Origin of the sequence: Tardiphaga sp. 172_B4_N1_3 (assembly GCF_052076035.1) — a bacterium.
Classification (GTDB): Bacteria; Pseudomonadota; Alphaproteobacteria; order Rhizobiales; family Xanthobacteraceae; genus Tardiphaga; species Tardiphaga robiniae.
In genome coordinates this window covers 6,114,196-6,132,900 of the sequence record NZ_CP197238.1, presented here as the reverse complement: position 1 = coordinate 6,132,900, position 18,705 = coordinate 6,114,196, and the positions used below count along the sequence as shown (strand labels likewise).

Sequence of the window (18,705 nt, the reverse complement as noted above, 5' to 3'; positions counted from 1 at the left end):
GATCGAACAGTCTTTTGAGGGTACGGGACATCAGGCTCTTCATGTATGAAATGTTATAACATTACATATCCGATGCCTGTCAACCCGCTCACCGATCCTGTCGATGCGCTGTCAGCTTTTCTGATCTGCCGGAAATCTCATCTGGCGCGGTCAGCCCACGCTCATTGCGTGGACGCTAGCCAGCCCGCGCGATTGTCTCGGCATCCACCGGCTTGGCAAAGGTCACGCGGTTTCGGCCGCTGGCTTTCGATGCGTAAAGTGCCCTGTCGGCAGCAGGTGTGAGATCGCAGGGATCGTCACCCTCGCGGCCGATGGCTATTCCGACGCTGGCGCCAACGGTCAGTTCCAGGCCATCGATGATGAACGGCTCCGAGAGCGTCCGAATGATGCGGCGGCCCAGCAACATTGCCTCCTCGCGATTGCCAACGACGGATTGCACCACGACGAATTCGTCACCGCCCATGCGCACCGCGAAGTCGCCGTCGCGCAAAATTCCGCTGAGCCGGCTCGCGACCGCCTGCAGCAGCGCATCGCCTACGGGATGGCCATGCACGTCGTTGACCTCCTTGAACCGATCGAGGTCGACGCTGTGAACGGCAATGAGACAGCCCACCGCCCTGGCGCGCGCGGCGATGATCGCGAGGCGTTCCTGAAAGCCGAGCCGATTGGCCAGACCCGTCAGCGCATCGTGCCGCGCGAGGGTCGAGAATTCATGCTTGAGCGAGATCTGCTCTATATTCTGCCGATAGATGAAACGCACGGTCTCGAAGCTGCCGAGCAGGAACGCTATCAGGATCACCGCATAGAAAGCCAGATTGCTATCGACGCGGGCGAGCGCCGCGAACGCCGTCGGCAAGGCGACCAGCATCAAGGCAGGCAATGCGATCCCCGGCCGGACGGAAATCCGGCAGACGATGCCGGCCGCATAGCCGAAGACCAGCGCCGTTGCGAGGAGTTGATGCGCAGGATTCTTCGCCCAGAAAGTCGCTGCGCCGAGTATTCCGATCAGCCCTGCGAAGACGTAGCTGCTCCACGCGTAAAGCCGCTCCCATCGCTCGGCCGCGGCGATTGTGAAGCTGCGTTGACCCTTACTGCGATGATAGACGCCTTCGGTGGCCACGCGGAAGATCGTGACGATCGCTCCGGCTGCACTCAACCCGTAGAACCATGGATTTGCAGAACTAATAGCGACGTGACACGAGACGATGGCCAGTGTGAAGCCGGCGATCGAGAGCGGCACTCGCGTCTGGAAGAGCATGTCGATGAGTTCGATCCGGACATGGTCCGGAACGCCTACGAAAATTGATCTCCAGAATTTGACCACGTCGCTTCTCCCCGAAGCACCCGATACCGCCAAAGTCTGAAATTTTCATCGGCGAACTCGCTCAAAATCTAACTGAGTTAACCGGCAGTTACCAATCGCACGCTTGTCCGTCAGGCGCAGAGCCTCTTCCGCTGGATGCAGAGAATTCGAGCTTATCGGGTAGAAGACTGGCGAACTCCGGACCAGTCACGGCGCGACGGGACCTGAAGCTCGCCATCGCGCCTTGTCCTGATCGATCAGAAGCCGAGCGCGAGACCATCCTTGCGGTGGTCCGAGGCGCCGAGCAGCACGCCGCGCTCGTAATCGATCTGGATCGCCTGGCAGCCGCCGATGCCGGTATCCATCATCTGCAGCGTATGGCCGCGGGCGGCCAGATCGTTGCGCACCGCTTCCGGGATGGTCTTTTCAAGCTGCAGCAGATTGTTGGTCGCGAACGAGCGCGGCGCCTCGGCAGCGGCCTGGATGTCCATCTTGCGGTCGATCACATCGGATATGAACTGGGCATGGCCGGTGGCCTGATAATGGCCGCCCATCACGCCGAACGGCATGACCGCGCGACCGTCTTTCATCAGCATGCCCGGGATGATCGTGTGCATCGGACGCTTGCGCGGGCCAAGCGAATTCACGTGGCCGGGCTTGGCACGGAAACTCCAGCCGCGGTGATGCAGCAGGACGCCGGACTTCTTCGCATAGATGCCGCTACCGAACGGGCCGAACAGCGAATTGATCAGTGACACGGCGTTGAGATCGCGGTCGACCACGGTCAGATAGACCGTGTCCTTGTGGATGACCGAGTCCCAATGCTCTTCTGGCGAAGCGTGCTTCATGTCGATTTTGGCACGGAGGTCGCCGATGAACTTGTCCGACAGGAAGCGCTCGACATCGACCTGCCCGTAAGCCGGGTCGCAGAAATAGGCATCGCGCGTGCGATAGGCCGCCTTGGTCGCCTCGGCAAGCACATGGATGCGGTCGGCCTCACTCAGATTGGCCATGTCGTAGCCGGCCAGCACGCGCAGAATCATCAGTGCCGCGAGTCCCTGGCCGTTTGGCGGGCATTCGGCGACATCATAGCCGTGATGATTGGCCGAGATCGGTGTCACATAGTCGGAGCGCTGCTCATTGAAATCATCGGCCTCGTGCACGCCGCCGACGGCACGCAGCGTGGTGATGATGTCGTCGGCCACCTGACCCTGATAGAAGCCGTTGCGGCCCTCGCGCGCGACCCGGCGCAGCGTGGCAGCGAGCGCCGGCTGGACGCGCTTGTCGCCGACCGCGGGGGCATGGCCGCCCGGCAGATACTGCGCGGTCGCGTCGGGATGCAGTTCCAGCTTGCGGCGCCATTTGGCCCAGTCGGCGGACACGCGCGGGGTGATGAGGAAGCCGTTCTCGGCGGCATCGATGGCTGCGGCAAACACGTCGGCCAGCGGCTTCGAGCCATGATCCTTGCTCAGCGTGCACCAGGCATCGATGGCGCCGGGCACGGTGACGGTCTCGACACAGGTCTCGGGAATGTCGCGGTCACCGGACGCCGCATATTTCTCGGAATCGATCTTGGCCGGCGTACGGCCGGAGCCGTTCAGCGCGATCGGCGCGCCGCCCTTCGGCGAATAGAGGGCGAAACAATCGCCGCCGATGCCCGTCATCGCAGGATCGGCCACGCATTGCACGGCGACCGCCGCCAGCGCCGCATCGATGGCATTGCCGCCTGATTTCAGCATCTCCACGGCAGCCAGCGTCGCCAACGGATGCGAGGTTGCGGCCATCCCGTGCTCGGCAACGGCGACGGAACGGGCAACGGCCATGAAATCACGCATGAGAGTCCTCTATCGGTACGAAGCCGCCTGGCGCAGATCGCGCGACGAGGCGGGAGAGATGCGGTCGAGCGCCGAGCAGATCGGCCCCCAGGCGCGCGGGGATGGCGTGTGGTTTAGCGTGTGAATCGGCAGTGCGGTAGCCGTTATGACAACAATGAGACTGGCAGCCGCTACCGCGAATACGATATCGCGCCGCAACCCAGTCGTGCAAATTTGAACGTAATGCGCGCGTGACCCACAACCGGCCTTCAGGAGCCGGATCAGCGCAACGCCGGGCAATGCCGCGAGCAGGGCCAAGAGGCAGCAGATCATGATGCGTGCCTCCCGGTCATGGCCTCAGGACTTGTGGCAGCACGAGCTGGCGATAGTTTCCGTGGGCGTTTCGGAGCTCAGAACGCTGCGGCCGTTGCGCTCCGGCGCGATATCCTGCGCTGGATTCGCCGTGAAGAAGCCATTCGGCTTCAACATGAAACCGGCGTATTCAACCGGCATCACCGGAAAATCCTCGGGCTTGCAGACATGGGTGTGGCCGAACGAGTGCCACAACACGATGTCGGTGTTCTCGATATTGCGGTTCTGCTCGATGTAGCGCGGCAGGCCATCGCCGCCGGCATGGACGTTCGGGTAATCGCCGCTGGCGTATTTTTCGGCGGGATCGTAGGCGGTGACCCAGACATGCCTAGTGGCGAAGCCGCCGCGCTTGCGCACGAAGCTGCCTTCCTGCGCCAGCATCAGCGGGCTCGGCATCACGGAGAGCCTGTAACCGGTGGGATTGCCGACGCTGTTCTTGCTGTTCGGGTTGGTGACCTTCCAGTAACGGCCGCTTTGGCCGTCGGCGATCGCTGCCGCATCGCGCTCGCGCGACAGCGTGCGGCTCTTGAGATCAAACGCATTGCCATGAGGATTGTCGGTGCCCCATGGGCGCTGCGCGAATTCATGCTCGGTCACGGTGTTGCCGCCGCCGTCGAGATCCATATGCATGCGGACATTGAAGAAGTGCTGATGGGTGGGACCGCCAAGATTTTCATCGACCATGCCGCCCCAGGCATATTTCTGGCCGGGTGCAACGGCAGCCGTCTGGATGATGCCGGTGAGCTTGGCCTCGAGTTGGATGGTCCCGTCCTGGTAGAGGTACCAGTAGAAGCCGTAGTCGTAGTTTCCAACAGTCGCGAAGAAGCTAATGACGAGGCGCCGCGAGCGGCGCACTTCGAACAGCCCGTTGCGGAATTCGTAGTGCTTCCAGAGGATGCCGTAATCCTCTTCATGCATGCAGACCGCATTCTTCATGGTGAACGGCTTGCCCTGCTCATCGGCCGCCGGGATATCGAAATAATGGATGTTGCCGAGGCAATCGCAGCCGAGCTCCAGCGCGTTGGCGAGCATACCCAGGCCATATTCGCCGGCATCGAAAGCTGACTTCCAGTAATGATTGGCCGTCGGATCGGCGTAAGGCACCACCATTTCGGTGACGCTGGCGCGGTGGATGATGGAGCGTTTCCTGTCGCCGTCCTGATAGGCGAGCTGGTTCAGCACCAGACCTTCACGCGGCGTGAAACCAACGCGAAAACTCCACTTCTGCCACTCCACATTCCAGCCATCGACCTTGAAGCTCGGCCCTTCCGGCTGCTCGATATTCAGCGGCTTGATGTCGGTGCGCAGATTGGCGTTCTCGTGGGCGCCGTAATTGCGCTTCTTCTTCGGGATCGGAATCACGACCTCGTCGTCGAGCAGATCGACCACTTTCTGGTGGATCAGATCGACGACGGCCACGACACCCTCAACCGGATGCGCATAGGCGTTGTCCTTGATGTCCTCGCGGAAGAACGTGACGGCACGCACGATGCGGCGGCCACGCTCGAAATCGCGGTCAAAAAAGCCCGACGAGAACGGATCGACCTGCGCCATCTCCATATCCTTGTCGGACATGCCACGACGGCGCATCGCGTTACGCCAGCCCTCGTCGGACTTGACGATCTGCTCGCACAGCATGAACTCACCGATCATCACCGGTGGCTGACCATAGGGCGCTTCGGAATTCGGCAGCAGCTTGCTTTCGACGATCTTGCTGGCGGTCAAATCGACGATGTATTCGGTCGATGCGCCGGTTGCGGAGTCCAGCACGACGATGAAGGCGAGTCGCGGAAGCGGCGTGCCACTGGCATAGGCGCGCAGATCGGCCTTGCTGGGCTCTTCCAGCCGCACGATGGGAAAGCGAGCCCGCGCCGACAGTTTGGCATCTCTCCTTACGAGATCGCAGGCCGCGCCGATTTCGTCGAGCGAGAGCGGGTTAAGCGGATGGAACGGCACCGGCGCAGCCGTTGGCTGAACGATCGCATCGCTCTCGATCTTGGTCATGACCGTCATAGGCAGAACTCCTGAAGGCGCTTGGCGCCGCGAGGGATTGGAAAGCGTCGAGGGCTAAGGGCTCTCATTGGAGGCGCTCGCGACCGGGAGCTGCCGAAAACAAGGCCTGTGTGTAGGGATGCTGCGGATTGTCGAAGATGTCGGCGGTCGGGCCGCTTTCGACGATCTCGCCGGACTTCATCACCATGATGCGGTCGCACAGCTCACCGGCAACGCGGAGGTCATGGGTGATGAACAGCATCGCGAGACCAAGCCGGCTGCGCAGATCCGCGAACAGTTTGAGCACCTGCGCCTGCACAGTGACGTCGAGCGCCGAGACGGCTTCATCGGCAATCAGAATCTGCGGCTCGGAGGCCAGTGCGCGCGCAATGCAGATGCGCTGGCGCTGACCGCCAGAGAATTCGTGCGGAAAGCGATCGAGGATCTGCGTGTCCATGCCGACGAGCTCCAGCAAGGTCGCGACCTTCGCGCGCGCCGCTTCGGGTGTCGCTCCAAAATTGACGACTCCTTCGATCAGCGATCGTCCGACCGAGAGGCGCGGATTGAGCGACCGATAAGGATCCTGAAACACGACCTGAATGTAGCGGCGATGCGGACGCAGCGTCTCGTTGGATGCGCGCGCGATATCGGTGCCTAGCAAGCTGATCTCGCCCGATGTCGGCTTCATCAGCCGCGACACGCAACGCGCCAGCGTCGACTTGCCGGAGCCGGACTCGCCGACCACGCCGAGGATTTCGCCGCGGCCCAAAGTGAACGCAGCTTCCTTAACCGCCTGCGTCACCCGGCCCCGGCCAAAGAAACCGCGATGGCCATAGGTCATCTTCAGTGCCTTGACCTCCAGCACCGACGGCGACGGGTCACGAATCTCGGCGGACTTGCGAATGCCCTTGGGCACGGAATCTATCAGCAGACGTGTGTAAGGCTGCGTGGGATTCTTGAGGACAGCGTCGGCGCTGCCGCTCTCCACGACCACGCCCTTCTGCATCACCACGACCTGATCGGCGATATCGGCAACGACCCCGAAATCGTGGGTGATGAAGAGCACTCCGATATTCTTGCGCTTCACCAGATCCTTGATCAGCACCAGGATCTGCTTCTGCGTCGTGACATCGAGCGCCGTGGTCGGCTCGTCGGCGATCAGCAGGATCGGTTCGAGCAGCATCGCCATGGCGATCATCACGCGCTGGCGCTGACCACCGGAGAGCTGATGCGGATAGGCCTGCATCATCTGTGCGGCATTGGGCAGCAGCATGTCTTCCAGCGCCGCGAGAACGCGCTTGTCGACTTCGGCCTTGGGATGCCGCTTTTCGGAATGCCATTCGATCAGCTCCGCAAGCTGCTCACGCACGGTCATCACCGGATTGAGCGCCGTCATCGGTTCCTGAAAGATCATGCCGATGCGGCTGCCGCGTAGTTCACGCATCCGGTCGTCCGCGGCCCCGATCAGCTCTTCGCCGAGCAGCTTGATCGAGCCGGCGACGGGCTTCAGCCCTTCCGGGAGCAGACCCATGACACTGAAGGCCGTGACCGACTTGCCGGAACCGGATTCACCGACGACGCAGACGATCTGCCCGAGCGGCACGGTGACATTGATATCTCGGACGATGCGGCGTGCCTCGGCATCATGCGTCAGCCCGACAGCGAGACCCGCGACTTCCAGGACGGCCTCGCTCATTTGACGCCTCCCACCGAACGCGCCAACCGGGGATCGAGCATATCACGCAGGCCGTCGCCGAGCCGATTGATGCCGAGCACGGTGAGCGCAATGCAGATACCGGGGAATAGCATCAAGCCGGGCCTGATCTGAAAGTACAGCCGCGCATCGGCCATCATGTTGCCCCAGCTCGGAATCTCGTCGGGCATGCCGATGCCGAGGAAGGATAACGAGGCCTCGATCAAAATCGCCGATGAGGCAATATAGGTGGCCTGCACGATCAGAGGCGCAAGAATATTGGGAACGATATGTCTGATAACCAGCACTGGCAGCCGCGTGCCCATGCTGACGGCGGCCTCGACATAGGCCTCCTCGCGTACCGTCAACACGACGCTACGTACCATGCGTGCCACACGCGGGATCTCGGGAATGGCGATGGCGATACAGATGGTCACGAGATTGGCGCCGAGCCCGCCGATCAGCGCAATAGCCAGCAGGATCGCGGGAATCGCCATCATACCGTCCATCATGCGCATCAGCACATTGTCGATCCAGCGCACCATGCCGGCGATCAGGCCAAGCGCGCTACCGGCCATAACCGCGATAACGGCCACCACCGCGCCCACAATCAGCGACACACGGCTTCCATAGATCAGCCGGCTCCAGATATCGCGGCCGAGATTGTCGGTGCCGAGCCAGTTAACCGCGCTCGGCGGGCGCAGCCGCAGGCGCGGCTTGAGCGCAGCCGGATCCACCGTCCACAAGACGCTGGCAAAGATCACTACCGACGCAAGCAGGATGAGAACCCCGAGGCCGAACAGGATCATCTTGTTGCGCAACAGCTTAGAGACGAAGGTCCACACATCGACGGGCGAAGATGCAGGCGCGATGACGGTGGTGGCGGTCATTGCGCGCTGATCCTCGGGTCGAAGAATGTGTAACTGATATCGACCAGGAGATTGATCGCCACATAGGCGCCGCCGAATACCATGATGATGCCCTGGATCACCGGATAGTCACGCGCCAGAACCGAGTCGACGGTGAGACGACCGAGGCCGGGCAGATTGAATACGCTCTCGGTGACGACAACGCCGCCGATCAGCAGCGCCACGCCTATACCGACGATGGAAACGATGGGCACCGCGGCATTGCGCAGCGCATGTTTGAACACCACGATGCGCTCCGGCAGGCCCTTGGCGCGTGCGGTGCGGACGAAATCCTCGTTCAGAACTTCGAGCAGGCTGGTGCGTGCGACACGGGCGATGAGCGCGACATAGACGAGGCTGAGCGTCAGCGTCGGCAGCGCGAGGTGCCAGAAGAACCGGCCAATTCCTTCGGACAGCGGTGCATAGCCCTGTACGGGAAAAAGGCCGAGCTGCATCGACAGCAGATAGATCCAGAAATAACCGATGGCAAAGGTCGGGACAGCGAAGCCGGTCACCGAGGTCCACATAGCGAAACGATCGAACCAGCCACCGCGACGCCATGCCGCGAGTACACCAATCGGCACGCCGACGAGCACCGAGAAAATGATGGTGGTGAGCGAGACGGCGAATGTCGGACCGACGCGCTGGGCGATCAGCGTCGAGACCGGCTGATTGGAGACGATGGAGATTCCAAGATCACCCTGAAGAAGCCGCCACAGCCAATGCAGGAATTGCACCGGCAATGGTTGATCGAGGCCGAGCCGCGCTCGGATCGCGGCGATCGCTGCCGGATCGGCATTGTCGCCGGCAAGCTGCGCCACGGGATCGCCGGACGAGAAGCGCAAAAGAAGGAACGCAATCAGCGCGACCACCACGAGCACGGGGACGACTGATACGGATCGCTTCAGGAGGACACCGGCGATCGCCATGACTTTATGCCGTTTTCTCGACGTTCCAGAACAGCGGCGCCGGCGCCCTCACGATGTCCTTGAGAGCTTTGCTGTGTGACACCGGCTGACGGAACTGGCCGCCCGGAATATGCGTCATCACATCATAGGCGCGCTTCTGGATCGCCTCGGCGACGGACTTCTGAGCGGCGGCTTCAGGCTCCAGCGCAAATTTGTTGCGCAGGCTTTCGATCTCGGTGTCTTCCGGCCAGCCGAAGAAGCCGCCATTCTTCCCGCGGGTGTCAAGCACCGTGCTGGCCAGCGGGTTCATGAGTTCAGTCGTGGTGGTGACCCAATGGGTCATCGACCAGCCGCCATTGGCGGTCGAATCCTGCTTGACGCGGCGCGCCAGCAGCGAGCCCCAGTCCATGGTCTGCACCTCTACATTCATGCCGACGGCACGGAGTTTCTGCGCGGTGACGGTGCTGGAGCCGGACAGCAACGGCGAGTCCGTGCCCTGCAGCATCACGACCTTCTCCCCCTTGTAGCCGCCCTTCTTCAGGAGATCCTTGGCGCGTGCGATATCCGGTTTGGTGTTCCAGCCAACCTCGCTTGCCAGCGGCGTGGTGACGCCGAACATTGCAGCGGAGGCCTGATAATATTCGGGATTGCCGACCTGCGCGTCGAGCCAATCGGCCTGGTCGCTGGCATACATCACGGCCTGCCGGATTTCCTGCTTGTTGAACGGCTCCGTGAGCCAGTTCATGCGCACCACCGACATGAAGCCGAGTGGATTGTAGTCGGCGACGGTAACGTCCTTTGCGGCAATCAACGACGGCAGGATGTCGTGCGGCGCGGCTTCGAGAAAATCGATCTCCTTGTTGATCAGCGCATTCGCTGCCGTCTGGAAGTCCGGCATGCTGATCCACTCGTAGCGATCGATCTTGACGATCTTGCCGCCCGCGAGGCCGTCGGACGGCTCGTCGCGCGAGACGTAATCCGCGTTGCGCTCATAGACGGCGCGGTTGCCCGGGCGAAACTCCGACGCGATGAAGCGGAACGGGCCGGAACCGACGAACTCCGTCACCGGCTGATCCGGCTCCTGCGCCGCTAGGCGCGCCGGCATAATGAAGGGCATGATGCTGGACGGCTTGGCTAGTGTCTGCAGGACCTGACCATAGGGGGACTTCAACACCATCTGGAACGTACGCTCGTCGACAGGCTTCAGCTCCGCGACAAAACCCATCATCCGCGAGCCCATGGTGTCGCGCTTGGCCCAGCGCTGCAGCGACGGGATCACGTCGGCCGACGTCACCGGCGCGCCGTCGTGGAATTTCAGGCCGGAGCGCAGCTTGAACGTATAGGTCAGCTTGTCGGCCGATATCTCATAGGCCTCGACCATCTGCGGTCGGATCTGGAATTTCGAGTCGGTGGAGAACAGCGTGTCATAGATGTTCAGGCCGTGGTTGCGGCCGGTCCATGCGGTGTTGATCAAGGGATCGGTGGCACGCAGCGGCGCGTGCATGACAGCGCGGATGACCTTGCTTGATTGCGCGCGCGCGATACGCGGCATCATGCCTGCGGCAAGAGCGGCGGCGCTGACCTTGAGCAACGAACGACGGCTGAAATCATTGAACATGGCGGTCTCCAGGCAATGAGAGTGATGCGAAAACGTCAGACGGGAGATTTGGACAGCGTTTCGCCGATGGCACGGAACGCGGCGAGCCAGCGATGGTCGATGGCGATATCCATCGGCTTCGGCTGTGCCGCGACCTTGACGATCACCGTATCCGTGGTGGGATCGATATAGATCCACTGGCCATGGATGCCGACGGCCGCCAGATCGAGCCGTGCGGGATCGATGGTGTACCAACATGCGCGATAGCGACCGCTCGGGAAAACGAAGGCGAGATCGCCATTCGCAAAGGCCTGCGTGTCGCCATTGAGATGGATATCGTCGATCCAGCCACCCGGCACAACCTGCATGCCATTGGCGAGACCGCGATTACGGATCATCTCGCCGAAGCGGGCGAGATCGCGCAATGTCGCACAGATGCCACCTGCGGAGCGCGACGCGCCATGTGTATCGAGCGTGATATAGGCGTCGTCTTCCGCGCCCATCGGCGCCCAGATATATTCTGAGAGGATCTGTGCATAGGGCTTGCCGCAGGCCTTCTCATAGACCCAGCCCAGCACGTCGGTATTGGTGGACACGTAGTGAAACACCTTGCCGTGCGGTCCGCCATTGGGCCGCAGCGTCGCAAGGAAGCTGCGCTGGTCGCCCTGCGCAGTACCATTCGGCAGAACATCCCAGCCGTTGCAGAGGCGATATTTGACGACATCTCCTTCCGGATCGTCGTAGTCCTCGTCGAATTTGATCGCGACCGTCATATCGAGCAGATGACGAACAGTGCATTCGCCGTAAACCGACGAGGCTACTTCAGGAACGTAGTGGGCGATCGGCTTGTCGGGATCGAGCAGACCGCGCTCGACGAGGATGCCGCCCAGCGTGCCGCAGATCGATTTGCTGACCGAGCACACCAGATGAGGCGTATGCGGGGTCATGCCCTCGCCGTACCATTCGCTGACGATCTTGCCGTGCTGCATCACCAGCAATCCGTCCGCGTAGGTCTGCGCCAGCGTTTCGGCGACCGTTGTCTGCTTTCCGTCGGCAACAAAGGCCACCGTGGTGAGATCGCGAACCGACGACGTCAGTGCGCTCGGCGTTGAGGAGCGTCGGATATCCGCCGTCGGCAGCACCTGCCGCGTATTGCGAAAGCTCCACTGGCTGTGGGGGTACTTCCGCCAATTAAACCGGGTCACCAGCGCCTCGGTCGAAGGAGGCGCACCCTTCATGACGTCACTTGGCTTCATCTCGACCTCGTATGGCAATGCACCATGATGGCGAACCGACCCGGCGGGCAGTTCGGACATGGGATCATCTGCGGAGGTCGGTTCGGCCGTTATCAAGAATCGGCAAATCTTCCGAAAATCAGCCCATGCCTTTCCGGCGGGACTGGCATAGGCTTTGCTTAGATTAACATCTGCACCCTGATTGAGCGGCCAAGAGTAGATCCGGCATGTTGTTGTCTCCTGATGTCTCTGCTGGTGGAAGCGCTGCAATAGCTGCGGATTCCTGGCTATTCGACACCGCGAGCGATGACGTCGATACGCATTGCGCCAATCTCGGCCGCTGGCGGCTGGATTACGATCAGATCAGTTGCGGCGCTTTTCGCGGCACTTTCACCGAGGTACGGCTGCCCGGACTTCAGGTGTTCAGGGAAACTACAAGCCAGAAAGTGCGCCAATACGGACTACTCGGCTCCGACAGCTTCGGCATCGCGCTACCGTGGAATACCCAGACCGACATCAATTTCAACGGCGCCTGCATGTCGCCGGGCAACGTCATCACGTGCTTCGATGCAGAAGTCGACATGTGCACACCGCCGGAGTTCGAGTTGCGCGGCGTCGTGATGGACGCGGCGCTGATGGAAAAGACACTGGCTGCTTTGCAGATCGAACTGCCCGAGGGTCTCTGGCATCAGTTGAGGGAATTGAAGACGGACACCGATGCGATCGACCGCGTCCGGCGGTTGCTGATTTACGTGCATCAGATCGTCGCGCAGACACCGCAGATTCTCGACGACGTTGCCGCCCGTCAGCATCTCGAAGACAATTTGCTATCAGAGATCATCGATCTGTTGCCGACGCTGCAGCCCTGCGACGACCTGCGTGGTGGCAATGCACGGAAGCGTCTGGTCGAACGCGCCTGCGCCTTGATGCTCGCGCGGCCGGACGAGCCGATGTCGATCCTCGATGTCTGCAAGGGCGTCGGTGCCAGCCGCCGCAAGCTGAACTACTGTTTTCAGGACGTGCTCGGCAGCAATCCGATCCACTATCTCCGAGCGGTGCGGCTCAACCGCGTCCGCCGCGAACTCAAGCAATGCACCGATGAGCAGATCGGTGTGTACGATATCGCGGTGAAGTGGGGCTTCTGGCACTTCAGCCAGTTCTCGCTCGACTACAAGCGCCACTTCGCGGAATTGCCGTCCGAAACCCTGCGCCGAGCGCGAATGCTTCACTCCTAGCGCGCTGGCCCCGCGGGCGAACGCCGTGTCGTCGAACGCGCAGTCTCATATTCATCGCGCGTGCGGGCGACCAGCGTCGCTACGGGCTCGATTGCAGCAACACCAGAGACAGAGTGGCCTGCGCTCCAGACGTCGCGCCACCGCTTGACGCCGGACGTCGCCTGCCGGCCATAGAGTGCATCGGCGCGTTCTTTGGTCATGTCCGTCGGCAGATCTTTCGGATCAAGGCCCGCGGCGACAATCGAGGGAACCAGCGTATTGGTTTCCAGGCCTGTGAAGGCCCGTGACAGCAGGACATCGTCGAGCTCGGACGTGACGAGCATCCGCTTGTACTCATCCACCGCCATGCTCTCCTTGGTGGCAATGAACTTGGTGCCCATATAGCTGAGATCACAGCCCAGCACCTCGGCGGCAAACACCGCCTGCCCGTCCGACACACCGCCGGCCAGCACGACCGGCCCCTCCCAGAACGAGCGAACCGCACGCACGAACGAAAAACCGTTGACCCAGCCGGTCTGCCCGCCGGCACCCGCCGTCAGCAAGACGAGTCCATCGACTCCCGCTGCAATGGCCTTCTTCGCATGGCGAATCGAGGCGACATCGGCAAACACCATACAGCCTGCCTCATGCAGCGGACCGACGACCGCATCCGGCGATCCGACGCTGGTGATCACCATCTCGCAGCCATGCCGGATCACCGTCGCCAGATCATCCTGCAAGGTCTCGCGACGAATGATGAGATTCGGACAGAACGGCGCGTCGTCCGGCCCGAGCGCGCCGAGAATACGCGTTATCCAGTGATCGAGCTCTTCGTCGGTTCGGCAATTGGCCGTTGGAAACGAACCGATCACGCCAGCCTTGCACGCCGCGATAACGAGTTCTGGGCCTGAGACGCGAAACATCGGCGCCGCGACCAACGGCACCGACAGCCGCCGCCGAACTGTTTCCGTAAAACGCGCCGCACTCGCTTTGCCGCTGGGATCAGCGATCACGTGGCGGTCGCTCGAAGACAGCGGCATCTGTTTCCATCCCTCTCATTTTTCGGGAGGATAGCCGGAATTCCCCGGTGACCGCTATAAGCTGGACGGAATGTCCGGCATGACGCGGTTACTCCGCGGGCGATGCCACTGCGTGCTCCTGTGCGCGGCCCTTCTCGTCCTTCTTGCGGCCCGGAAACAGGCGCTGCACCAACACATAAAGCACCGGCACGAAGAAGATGCCGAGCGCCGTCGCGGTGACCATACCGCCCGCGACGCCGATGCCGATGGCATTCTGGCTGGCCGAACCTGCGCCGGTCGCCATCGCCAGGGGCAGCACGCCGAGAACAAAGGCCAACGAAGTCATCAGGATCGGACGCAGACGCTGCCGTGCAGCGTGCAACGTCGCCTCGACCAGGGACTTGCCCGCCGCTTGTTGCTCGATAGCAAACTCCACGATCAGAATCGCGTTTTTCGCGGACAGGCCTATCGTCGTGAGCAGACCGACCTGGAAATAGACATCGTTGGCTTGCCCGAACATCGTGGCCGCCGCCAGCGCTCCAAGGATGCCGATCGGCACGGACAGCATCACGGCGAAGGGGATCGACCAGCTCTCATAGAGAGCCGCGAGGCAGAGGAACACGATCAGTACCGAAATCGCATAGAGATAAAGCGTCTGGCTGCCGGTCAGCCGCTCCTGAAACGACAGTCCGGTCCATTCATGCGTATAGCCGGCCGGCAGTTTCTTCACCTGCTCATCGACCGCTGTCATCGCGGTGCCCGAACTGGTGCCGGGTGCCGCCTGTCCCTGGATCTGCACGGCCGCCACGCCATTGTAGCGCTCGAGGCGCGGCGAGCCGTAGCTCCATCTTTCGCTCGCGAAAGCTGTGAACGGCACCATCGAGCCCGACCCGTTACGCACATACCATCTTCCGATATCGGTCGTCCCCATCCGGAACGGCGCGTCGCCCTGCACGTAGACCTGTTTCACGCGGCCGCGGTCGATGAAGTCGTTGACATAAGAGCCGCCCCACGCCGCCGACAGCGTCGTGTTGAGGTCGGTCAGGTTGATGCCAAGCGCCGTGGCTTTCGGCTGATCGATATCGAGATTGAATTGCGGCGTATCATCCTGTCCGTTCGGCCGCGACTGCGCGACACGCTTGTCGCCTGCAAGCTGTCCGAGCAATTGATTGCGGGTCTTTAGCAGCTCCTCGTGGCCGGCACCGCCGGAGTCCTGCAGATAGAAGTCGAAGCCACTGGCATTGCCGAAGCCCGGCAGCGACGGCGGCAACACGGTGAAGGCCATCGCATCACGAATCTTCGAGAAAACTGCCATCGCGCGTCCGGCGATAGCCTGTGCCGACTTCGCGTGATCCGCACGTTCCGCAAACGGCTTCAGGCTGATGAATGCGAGGCCCACATTCTGGCCTTGCCCGGCGAAGCTGAAGCCGCGCACCGCAAACACGCCCTGCACTGTATCCTTCTCATTCTCCATGAATTGATGCTCGACCTGCTTGATCACGTCGAGCGTGCGGCCGGCGGTGGCGCCCACCGGCAGCTGGATCAGCGAGATGAGCGTGCCTTGGTCTTCGTCGGGAAGGAACGAGCTCGGCAACCGGACGAATAGCAGCACCATGCCGGCGACAACGGCGACGAAAGCGATCAAGGCAGCGGCGGGCCGCCGTACCACAGCGCCCGTGGTCTTTTCATAGCCACTCGCGGTGCGATCGAAAGTGCGATTGAACCAGCCGAAGAAACCGCGCTTCTGGCCATGACTCTTCTCGGGCTTTTTCAGAATCGTCGCGCACAACGCCGGCGTCAGGATCATCGCCACCAGCACCGACAGCACCATGGCCGACACGATGGTGAGTGCGAATTGCCGATAGATGATGCCGACAGAGCCGCTGAAAAAGGCCATCGGAATGAACACCGCTGACAGCACGACACCGATGCCGACCAGTGCGCCGGTGATCTCGTGCATCGACTTCTCGGTCGCCTCACGCGGCGACAGGCCCTCTTCCTCCATCACGCGCTCGACGTTCTCCACAACGACGATGGCGTCGTCGACGAGAAGGCCGATTGCCAACACCATCGCGAACATGGTCAGCGTGTTGATGGAATATCCGGCAATCGACAGCACGCCGAAAGTGCCGAGCAGAACCACCGGCACGGCAATGGTCGGGATGATGGTCGCCCGCCAGCTCTGCAGGAATACAAACATCACAATGAAGACGAGCACGATCGCTTCGAATAGCGTGTGCACGACCTTCTCGATCGACAGTTTCACGAATGGCGTCGTGTCATAAGGGTAGATCACCTTCAGCCCCGCCGGCATATTCGCCGTGAGCTGATTGATGCGCACCTTCACACCCTCGGATGTGGCCACCGCATTGGCACCGGTTGCCAGGCTGATGCCCATGCCGGCCGCCGGCTTACCATTATAGCGCGCGACGGCGTCATAACTCTTGGAGCCGAGTTCGACGCGAGCGACATCCTTGATACGAACCGTCTGGCCAGACGTGCTGGTCCGCAGTATAACGTCGTTGAATTGTTCGATCGTCTGCAACCGGCTCTGCGATGTGATCGTCGCGTTGAGCTGCTGTCCATCGACTGCCGGGAGACCGCCGAGCTGGCCGGCTGTCACCTGAGTATTCTGTGCCTGAATGGCTGCAGTGACATCACCCGGCATCAGATTGTATTTCGCGAGCTTGTCGGCATCGAGCCAGATCCGCATCGCATATTCGGCACCGAACAATTGCACCTGACCCACACCGGAGACGCGGCTGATCGGTTCGTTGATCGAACTCGCCACATAATCCGCGATGTCGCTGGCGGTCATGCTGCCGTCCTCGGAGACGAAGCCGAGAACCATCAGGAAGCTCGACGACGACTTCACCACGCGCAGGCCCTGCTGCTGCACGACCTGCGGCAGAAGCGGCATCGCAAGCTGCAGCTTGTTCTGCACCTGCACCTGCGCGATGTCGGGATTGGCCTCGTTGCTGAAGGTGATCGAGATCTGCACGGTGCCGGTCGAGGTCGAGTAGGACGACATATATTGCAGATAGTCGACGCCAGTCATGTTCTGCTCGATGACCTTGGTCACCGAGTTCTCCGCCGTTTGCGCATTGGCGCCCGGATAGGTCGCGGAGATCGTGATCACCGTCGGTGCGATCTGCGGATACTGGGCGATCGGCAGCCCGAGAATGGCCAGCAGGCCGCCGAACATGATCAGGATCGCAAGGACCCAGGCGAAGATCGGGCGTTTGATAAAGAAATGCGACATGCCCGTTATTCCTTGCGGGCCGCGGGCGCAGCGTCGGCACCTGCATCAGCCTGCTTGCCGGGATTGAGGGTCAGGCCGGTGGCGGGATCGACGGTCACCTCGACAGTCCGGGCATTGGCGCCCGGCTTGACCTTCTGCAATCCGTCGATGATCACCCGATCGCCCGAGGCAGCGCCGCGCTCGATCAGCCAGTTGTTGCCGATCGCCTGAGTGACTTCGATAATGCGCTGCTCGACCTTGCCGTCTTTGTCGACGAACATGGCGGTCGCTTGCCCGAGCGGATTACGCGACACCGCACGCTGTGGGATCATGATCGCGGTGGGATCGATACCGGCCACGACGCGCGCTCGCACATACATGCCAGGCAATAGCGCCCGGTTTGGATTTGCGAAGATGGCGCGGGTGCTGACCGAGCCGGTCGCCTCATTCACGCTGGAATCGGTGAAGCTGTATTTGCCTTTCTGATCGTAGGTCTTGCCGTTCTCCAGCAACAGCTCGATCTGGACACGGCCGTCCGGCTGCTTCAACCGGCCGCTCTGAATCTGAGAGCGTAGCCGCTCCATTTCCGAGGTCGACTGATCGAGATCCACATAGATCGGATCGAGTTGCTGGATCGTGGTCAACGCACTGGCCTGGCTCGCGGTGACCAAGGCCCCCGGCGTGATCGACGACTTTCCAATGCGACCGGAGATCGAGGCGGTTACCTTCGTGCGGTCAAGCGCGATTGCCGCGGTATCGCGATTGGCCTCAGCGGCCTTGAGATCGGCTTCACCCTGCTTGAAGGTGGCGACGGCATCGTCGACATCCTGCTGACTGGCAGCATTGGTCTTGAGCAACTGCGTCTTGCGCTCGGCCTTGAGCCGCACGCTCACGAGATTGGCCTGCGCCTTCAGAACCGCAGCCTCCGCGCTTTCGAGCGCAGCCTGATATTGAACCGGGTCGATCTCATAGAGAAGATCGCCTGCTTTCACTTCCGAACCTTCGACAAAGTTTCGCTTCTGCAGGATCCCCGTAACCTGCGGCCGCACTTCCGAGACCTGATAGGCATTGACCCGGCCGGGAAGCACGGTGGAGACCGGCGCCTCCCGCGTCTTCAGAACCAGGACGCCAACTTCAGGTGCCGGCGGAGTCGCAGCTTCCTTCTTCGCCTCGCCGCATCCCGTGAGCGCCAGCAGGCCAACCAGGGCGAAAGGGCGCGCAAATCCAAGGCTCATCATCAGTTCACCAATACAAAACGGCGCCCGGCATCCGCGCAAATCGCGGACGACGTCGCCGTTGGAAATATGTGGAAACTCTTCGGTTTCCGTGCAGGAAACTTGGTAGTTTCCTTTCGGGAAGTCAAGCGCTACACTGCGCGGTAAGTCGCTGCTCAAGCGTTTGTGAGGCGG

At 61.6% G+C, this 18,705-nt stretch carries 12 protein-coding genes; 1 reads left to right on the top strand and 11 read right to left on the bottom strand.

Annotated elements, in window-relative coordinates; genetic code table 11:
* Positions 1–175: 175 nt before the first annotated feature.
* From AB7783_RS28905 to AB7783_RS28870, 8 genes are all read right to left on the bottom strand, one after another.
* On the bottom strand, positions 176–1,324 hold the full coding sequence (locus AB7783_RS28905) for a diguanylate cyclase domain-containing protein (RefSeq protein ID WP_441279530.1): 1,149 nt from the start codon (positions 1,322–1,324) through the stop codon (positions 176–178).
* 236 nt (positions 1,325–1,560) lie between these two features.
* Positions 1,561–3,138: a gamma-glutamyltransferase gene (gene ggt / locus AB7783_RS28900; RefSeq protein WP_441279529.1), complete on the bottom strand. Its 1,578-nt coding sequence runs from the start codon at positions 3,136–3,138 to the stop codon at positions 1,561–1,563.
* A 336-nt stretch (positions 3,139–3,474) separates the two neighbouring features.
* Complete coding sequence (locus AB7783_RS28895) at positions 3,475–5,493, bottom strand: primary-amine oxidase (RefSeq protein WP_441279776.1); 2,019 nt, start codon at positions 5,491–5,493, stop codon at positions 3,475–3,477.
* Positions 5,494–5,566: 73 nt separating this feature from the next.
* The gene (locus AB7783_RS28890; protein ID WP_441279528.1) at positions 5,567–7,177 is read right to left on the bottom strand and encodes a dipeptide ABC transporter ATP-binding protein; all 1,611 of its coding nucleotides are present in this window, start codon (positions 7,175–7,177) and stop codon (positions 5,567–5,569) included.
* A complete protein-coding gene (locus AB7783_RS28885; protein ID WP_441279527.1) occupies positions 7,174–8,064 on the bottom strand; it encodes an ABC transporter permease in 891 nt (296 codons plus the stop codon). Before AB7783_RS28885 ends, AB7783_RS28890 begins: the two co-directional genes overlap by 4 nt.
* Positions 8,061–9,005: an ABC transporter permease gene (locus tag AB7783_RS28880; RefSeq protein WP_439080039.1), complete on the bottom strand. Its 945-nt coding sequence runs from the start codon at positions 9,003–9,005 to the stop codon at positions 8,061–8,063. The genes AB7783_RS28885 and AB7783_RS28880 overlap by 4 nt, the downstream gene beginning before the upstream one ends.
* Positions 9,006–9,015: 10 nt before the next feature.
* A complete protein-coding gene (locus tag AB7783_RS28875) occupies positions 9,016–10,608 on the bottom strand; it encodes an ABC transporter substrate-binding protein (RefSeq protein WP_441279526.1) in 1,593 nt (530 codons plus the stop codon).
* Between the two features lie 35 nt (positions 10,609–10,643).
* Positions 10,644–11,843, bottom strand: a complete 1,200-nt coding sequence (locus AB7783_RS28870; RefSeq protein ID WP_441279775.1) for a serine hydrolase domain-containing protein — start codon at positions 11,841–11,843, stop codon at positions 10,644–10,646.
* Positions 11,844–12,049: 206 nt separating this feature from the next.
* Here AB7783_RS28870 and AB7783_RS28865 point away from each other — a divergent pair, with 206 nt between their 5' ends.
* A complete protein-coding gene (locus tag AB7783_RS28865; protein ID WP_441279525.1) occupies positions 12,050–13,057 on the top strand; it encodes a helix-turn-helix domain-containing protein in 1,008 nt (335 codons plus the stop codon).
* On the opposite strand, the gene AB7783_RS28860 is transcribed toward AB7783_RS28865, so the two are convergent.
* The 3 genes from AB7783_RS28860 to AB7783_RS28850 form a co-directional block, all read right to left on the bottom strand.
* Entirely contained in the window at positions 13,054–14,076 is a 1,023-nt protein-coding gene (locus AB7783_RS28860; RefSeq protein WP_441279524.1) for an NAD(P)H-dependent flavin oxidoreductase, read from the bottom strand. The two genes, AB7783_RS28865 and AB7783_RS28860, sit on opposite strands and share 4 nt — an antisense overlap.
* Before the next feature lie 88 nt (positions 14,077–14,164).
* The gene (locus AB7783_RS28855) at positions 14,165–17,317 is read right to left on the bottom strand and encodes an efflux RND transporter permease subunit (protein WP_441279523.1); all 3,153 of its coding nucleotides are present in this window, start codon (positions 17,315–17,317) and stop codon (positions 14,165–14,167) included.
* A 5-nt stretch (positions 17,318–17,322) separates the two neighbouring features.
* Positions 17,323–18,534, bottom strand: coding sequence for an efflux RND transporter periplasmic adaptor subunit (locus AB7783_RS28850; protein ID WP_441279522.1), 1,212 nt, complete (start codon positions 18,532–18,534; stop codon positions 17,323–17,325).
* Between the last annotated feature and the right edge of the window lie 171 nt (positions 18,535–18,705).

Bases quoted from the DNA above. Each gene is read 5' to 3' on its own strand.
- ggt (WP_441279529.1), bottom strand. From the start codon at position 3,138: ATGCGTGATTTCATGGCCGTTGCCCGTTCCGTCGCCGTTGCCGAGCAC.
- AB7783_RS28895 (WP_441279776.1), bottom strand. From the start codon at position 5,493: ATGACCAAGATCGAGAGCGATGCGATCGTTCAGCCAACGGCTGCGCCG.
- AB7783_RS28890 (WP_441279528.1), bottom strand. From the start codon at position 7,177: ATGAGCGAGGCCGTCCTGGAAGTCGCGGGTCTCGCTGTCGGGCTGACG.
- AB7783_RS28885 (WP_441279527.1), bottom strand. From the start codon at position 8,064: ATGACCGCCACCACCGTCATCGCGCCTGCATCTTCGCCCGTCGATGTG.
- AB7783_RS28875 (WP_441279526.1), bottom strand. From the start codon at position 10,608: ATGTTCAATGATTTCAGCCGTCGTTCGTTGCTCAAGGTCAGCGCCGCC.
- AB7783_RS28870 (WP_441279775.1), bottom strand. From the start codon at position 11,843: ATGAAGCCAAGTGACGTCATGAAGGGTGCGCCTCCTTCGACCGAGGCG.
- AB7783_RS28865 (WP_441279525.1), top strand. From the start codon at position 12,050: ATGTTGTTGTCTCCTGATGTCTCTGCTGGTGGAAGCGCTGCAATAGCT.
- AB7783_RS28860 (WP_441279524.1), bottom strand. From the start codon at position 14,076: ATGCCGCTGTCTTCGAGCGACCGCCACGTGATCGCTGATCCCAGCGGC.
- AB7783_RS28855 (WP_441279523.1), bottom strand. From the start codon at position 17,317: ATGTCGCATTTCTTTATCAAACGCCCGATCTTCGCCTGGGTCCTTGCG.
- AB7783_RS28850 (WP_441279522.1), bottom strand. From the start codon at position 18,534: ATGATGAGCCTTGGATTTGCGCGCCCTTTCGCCCTGGTTGGCCTGCTG.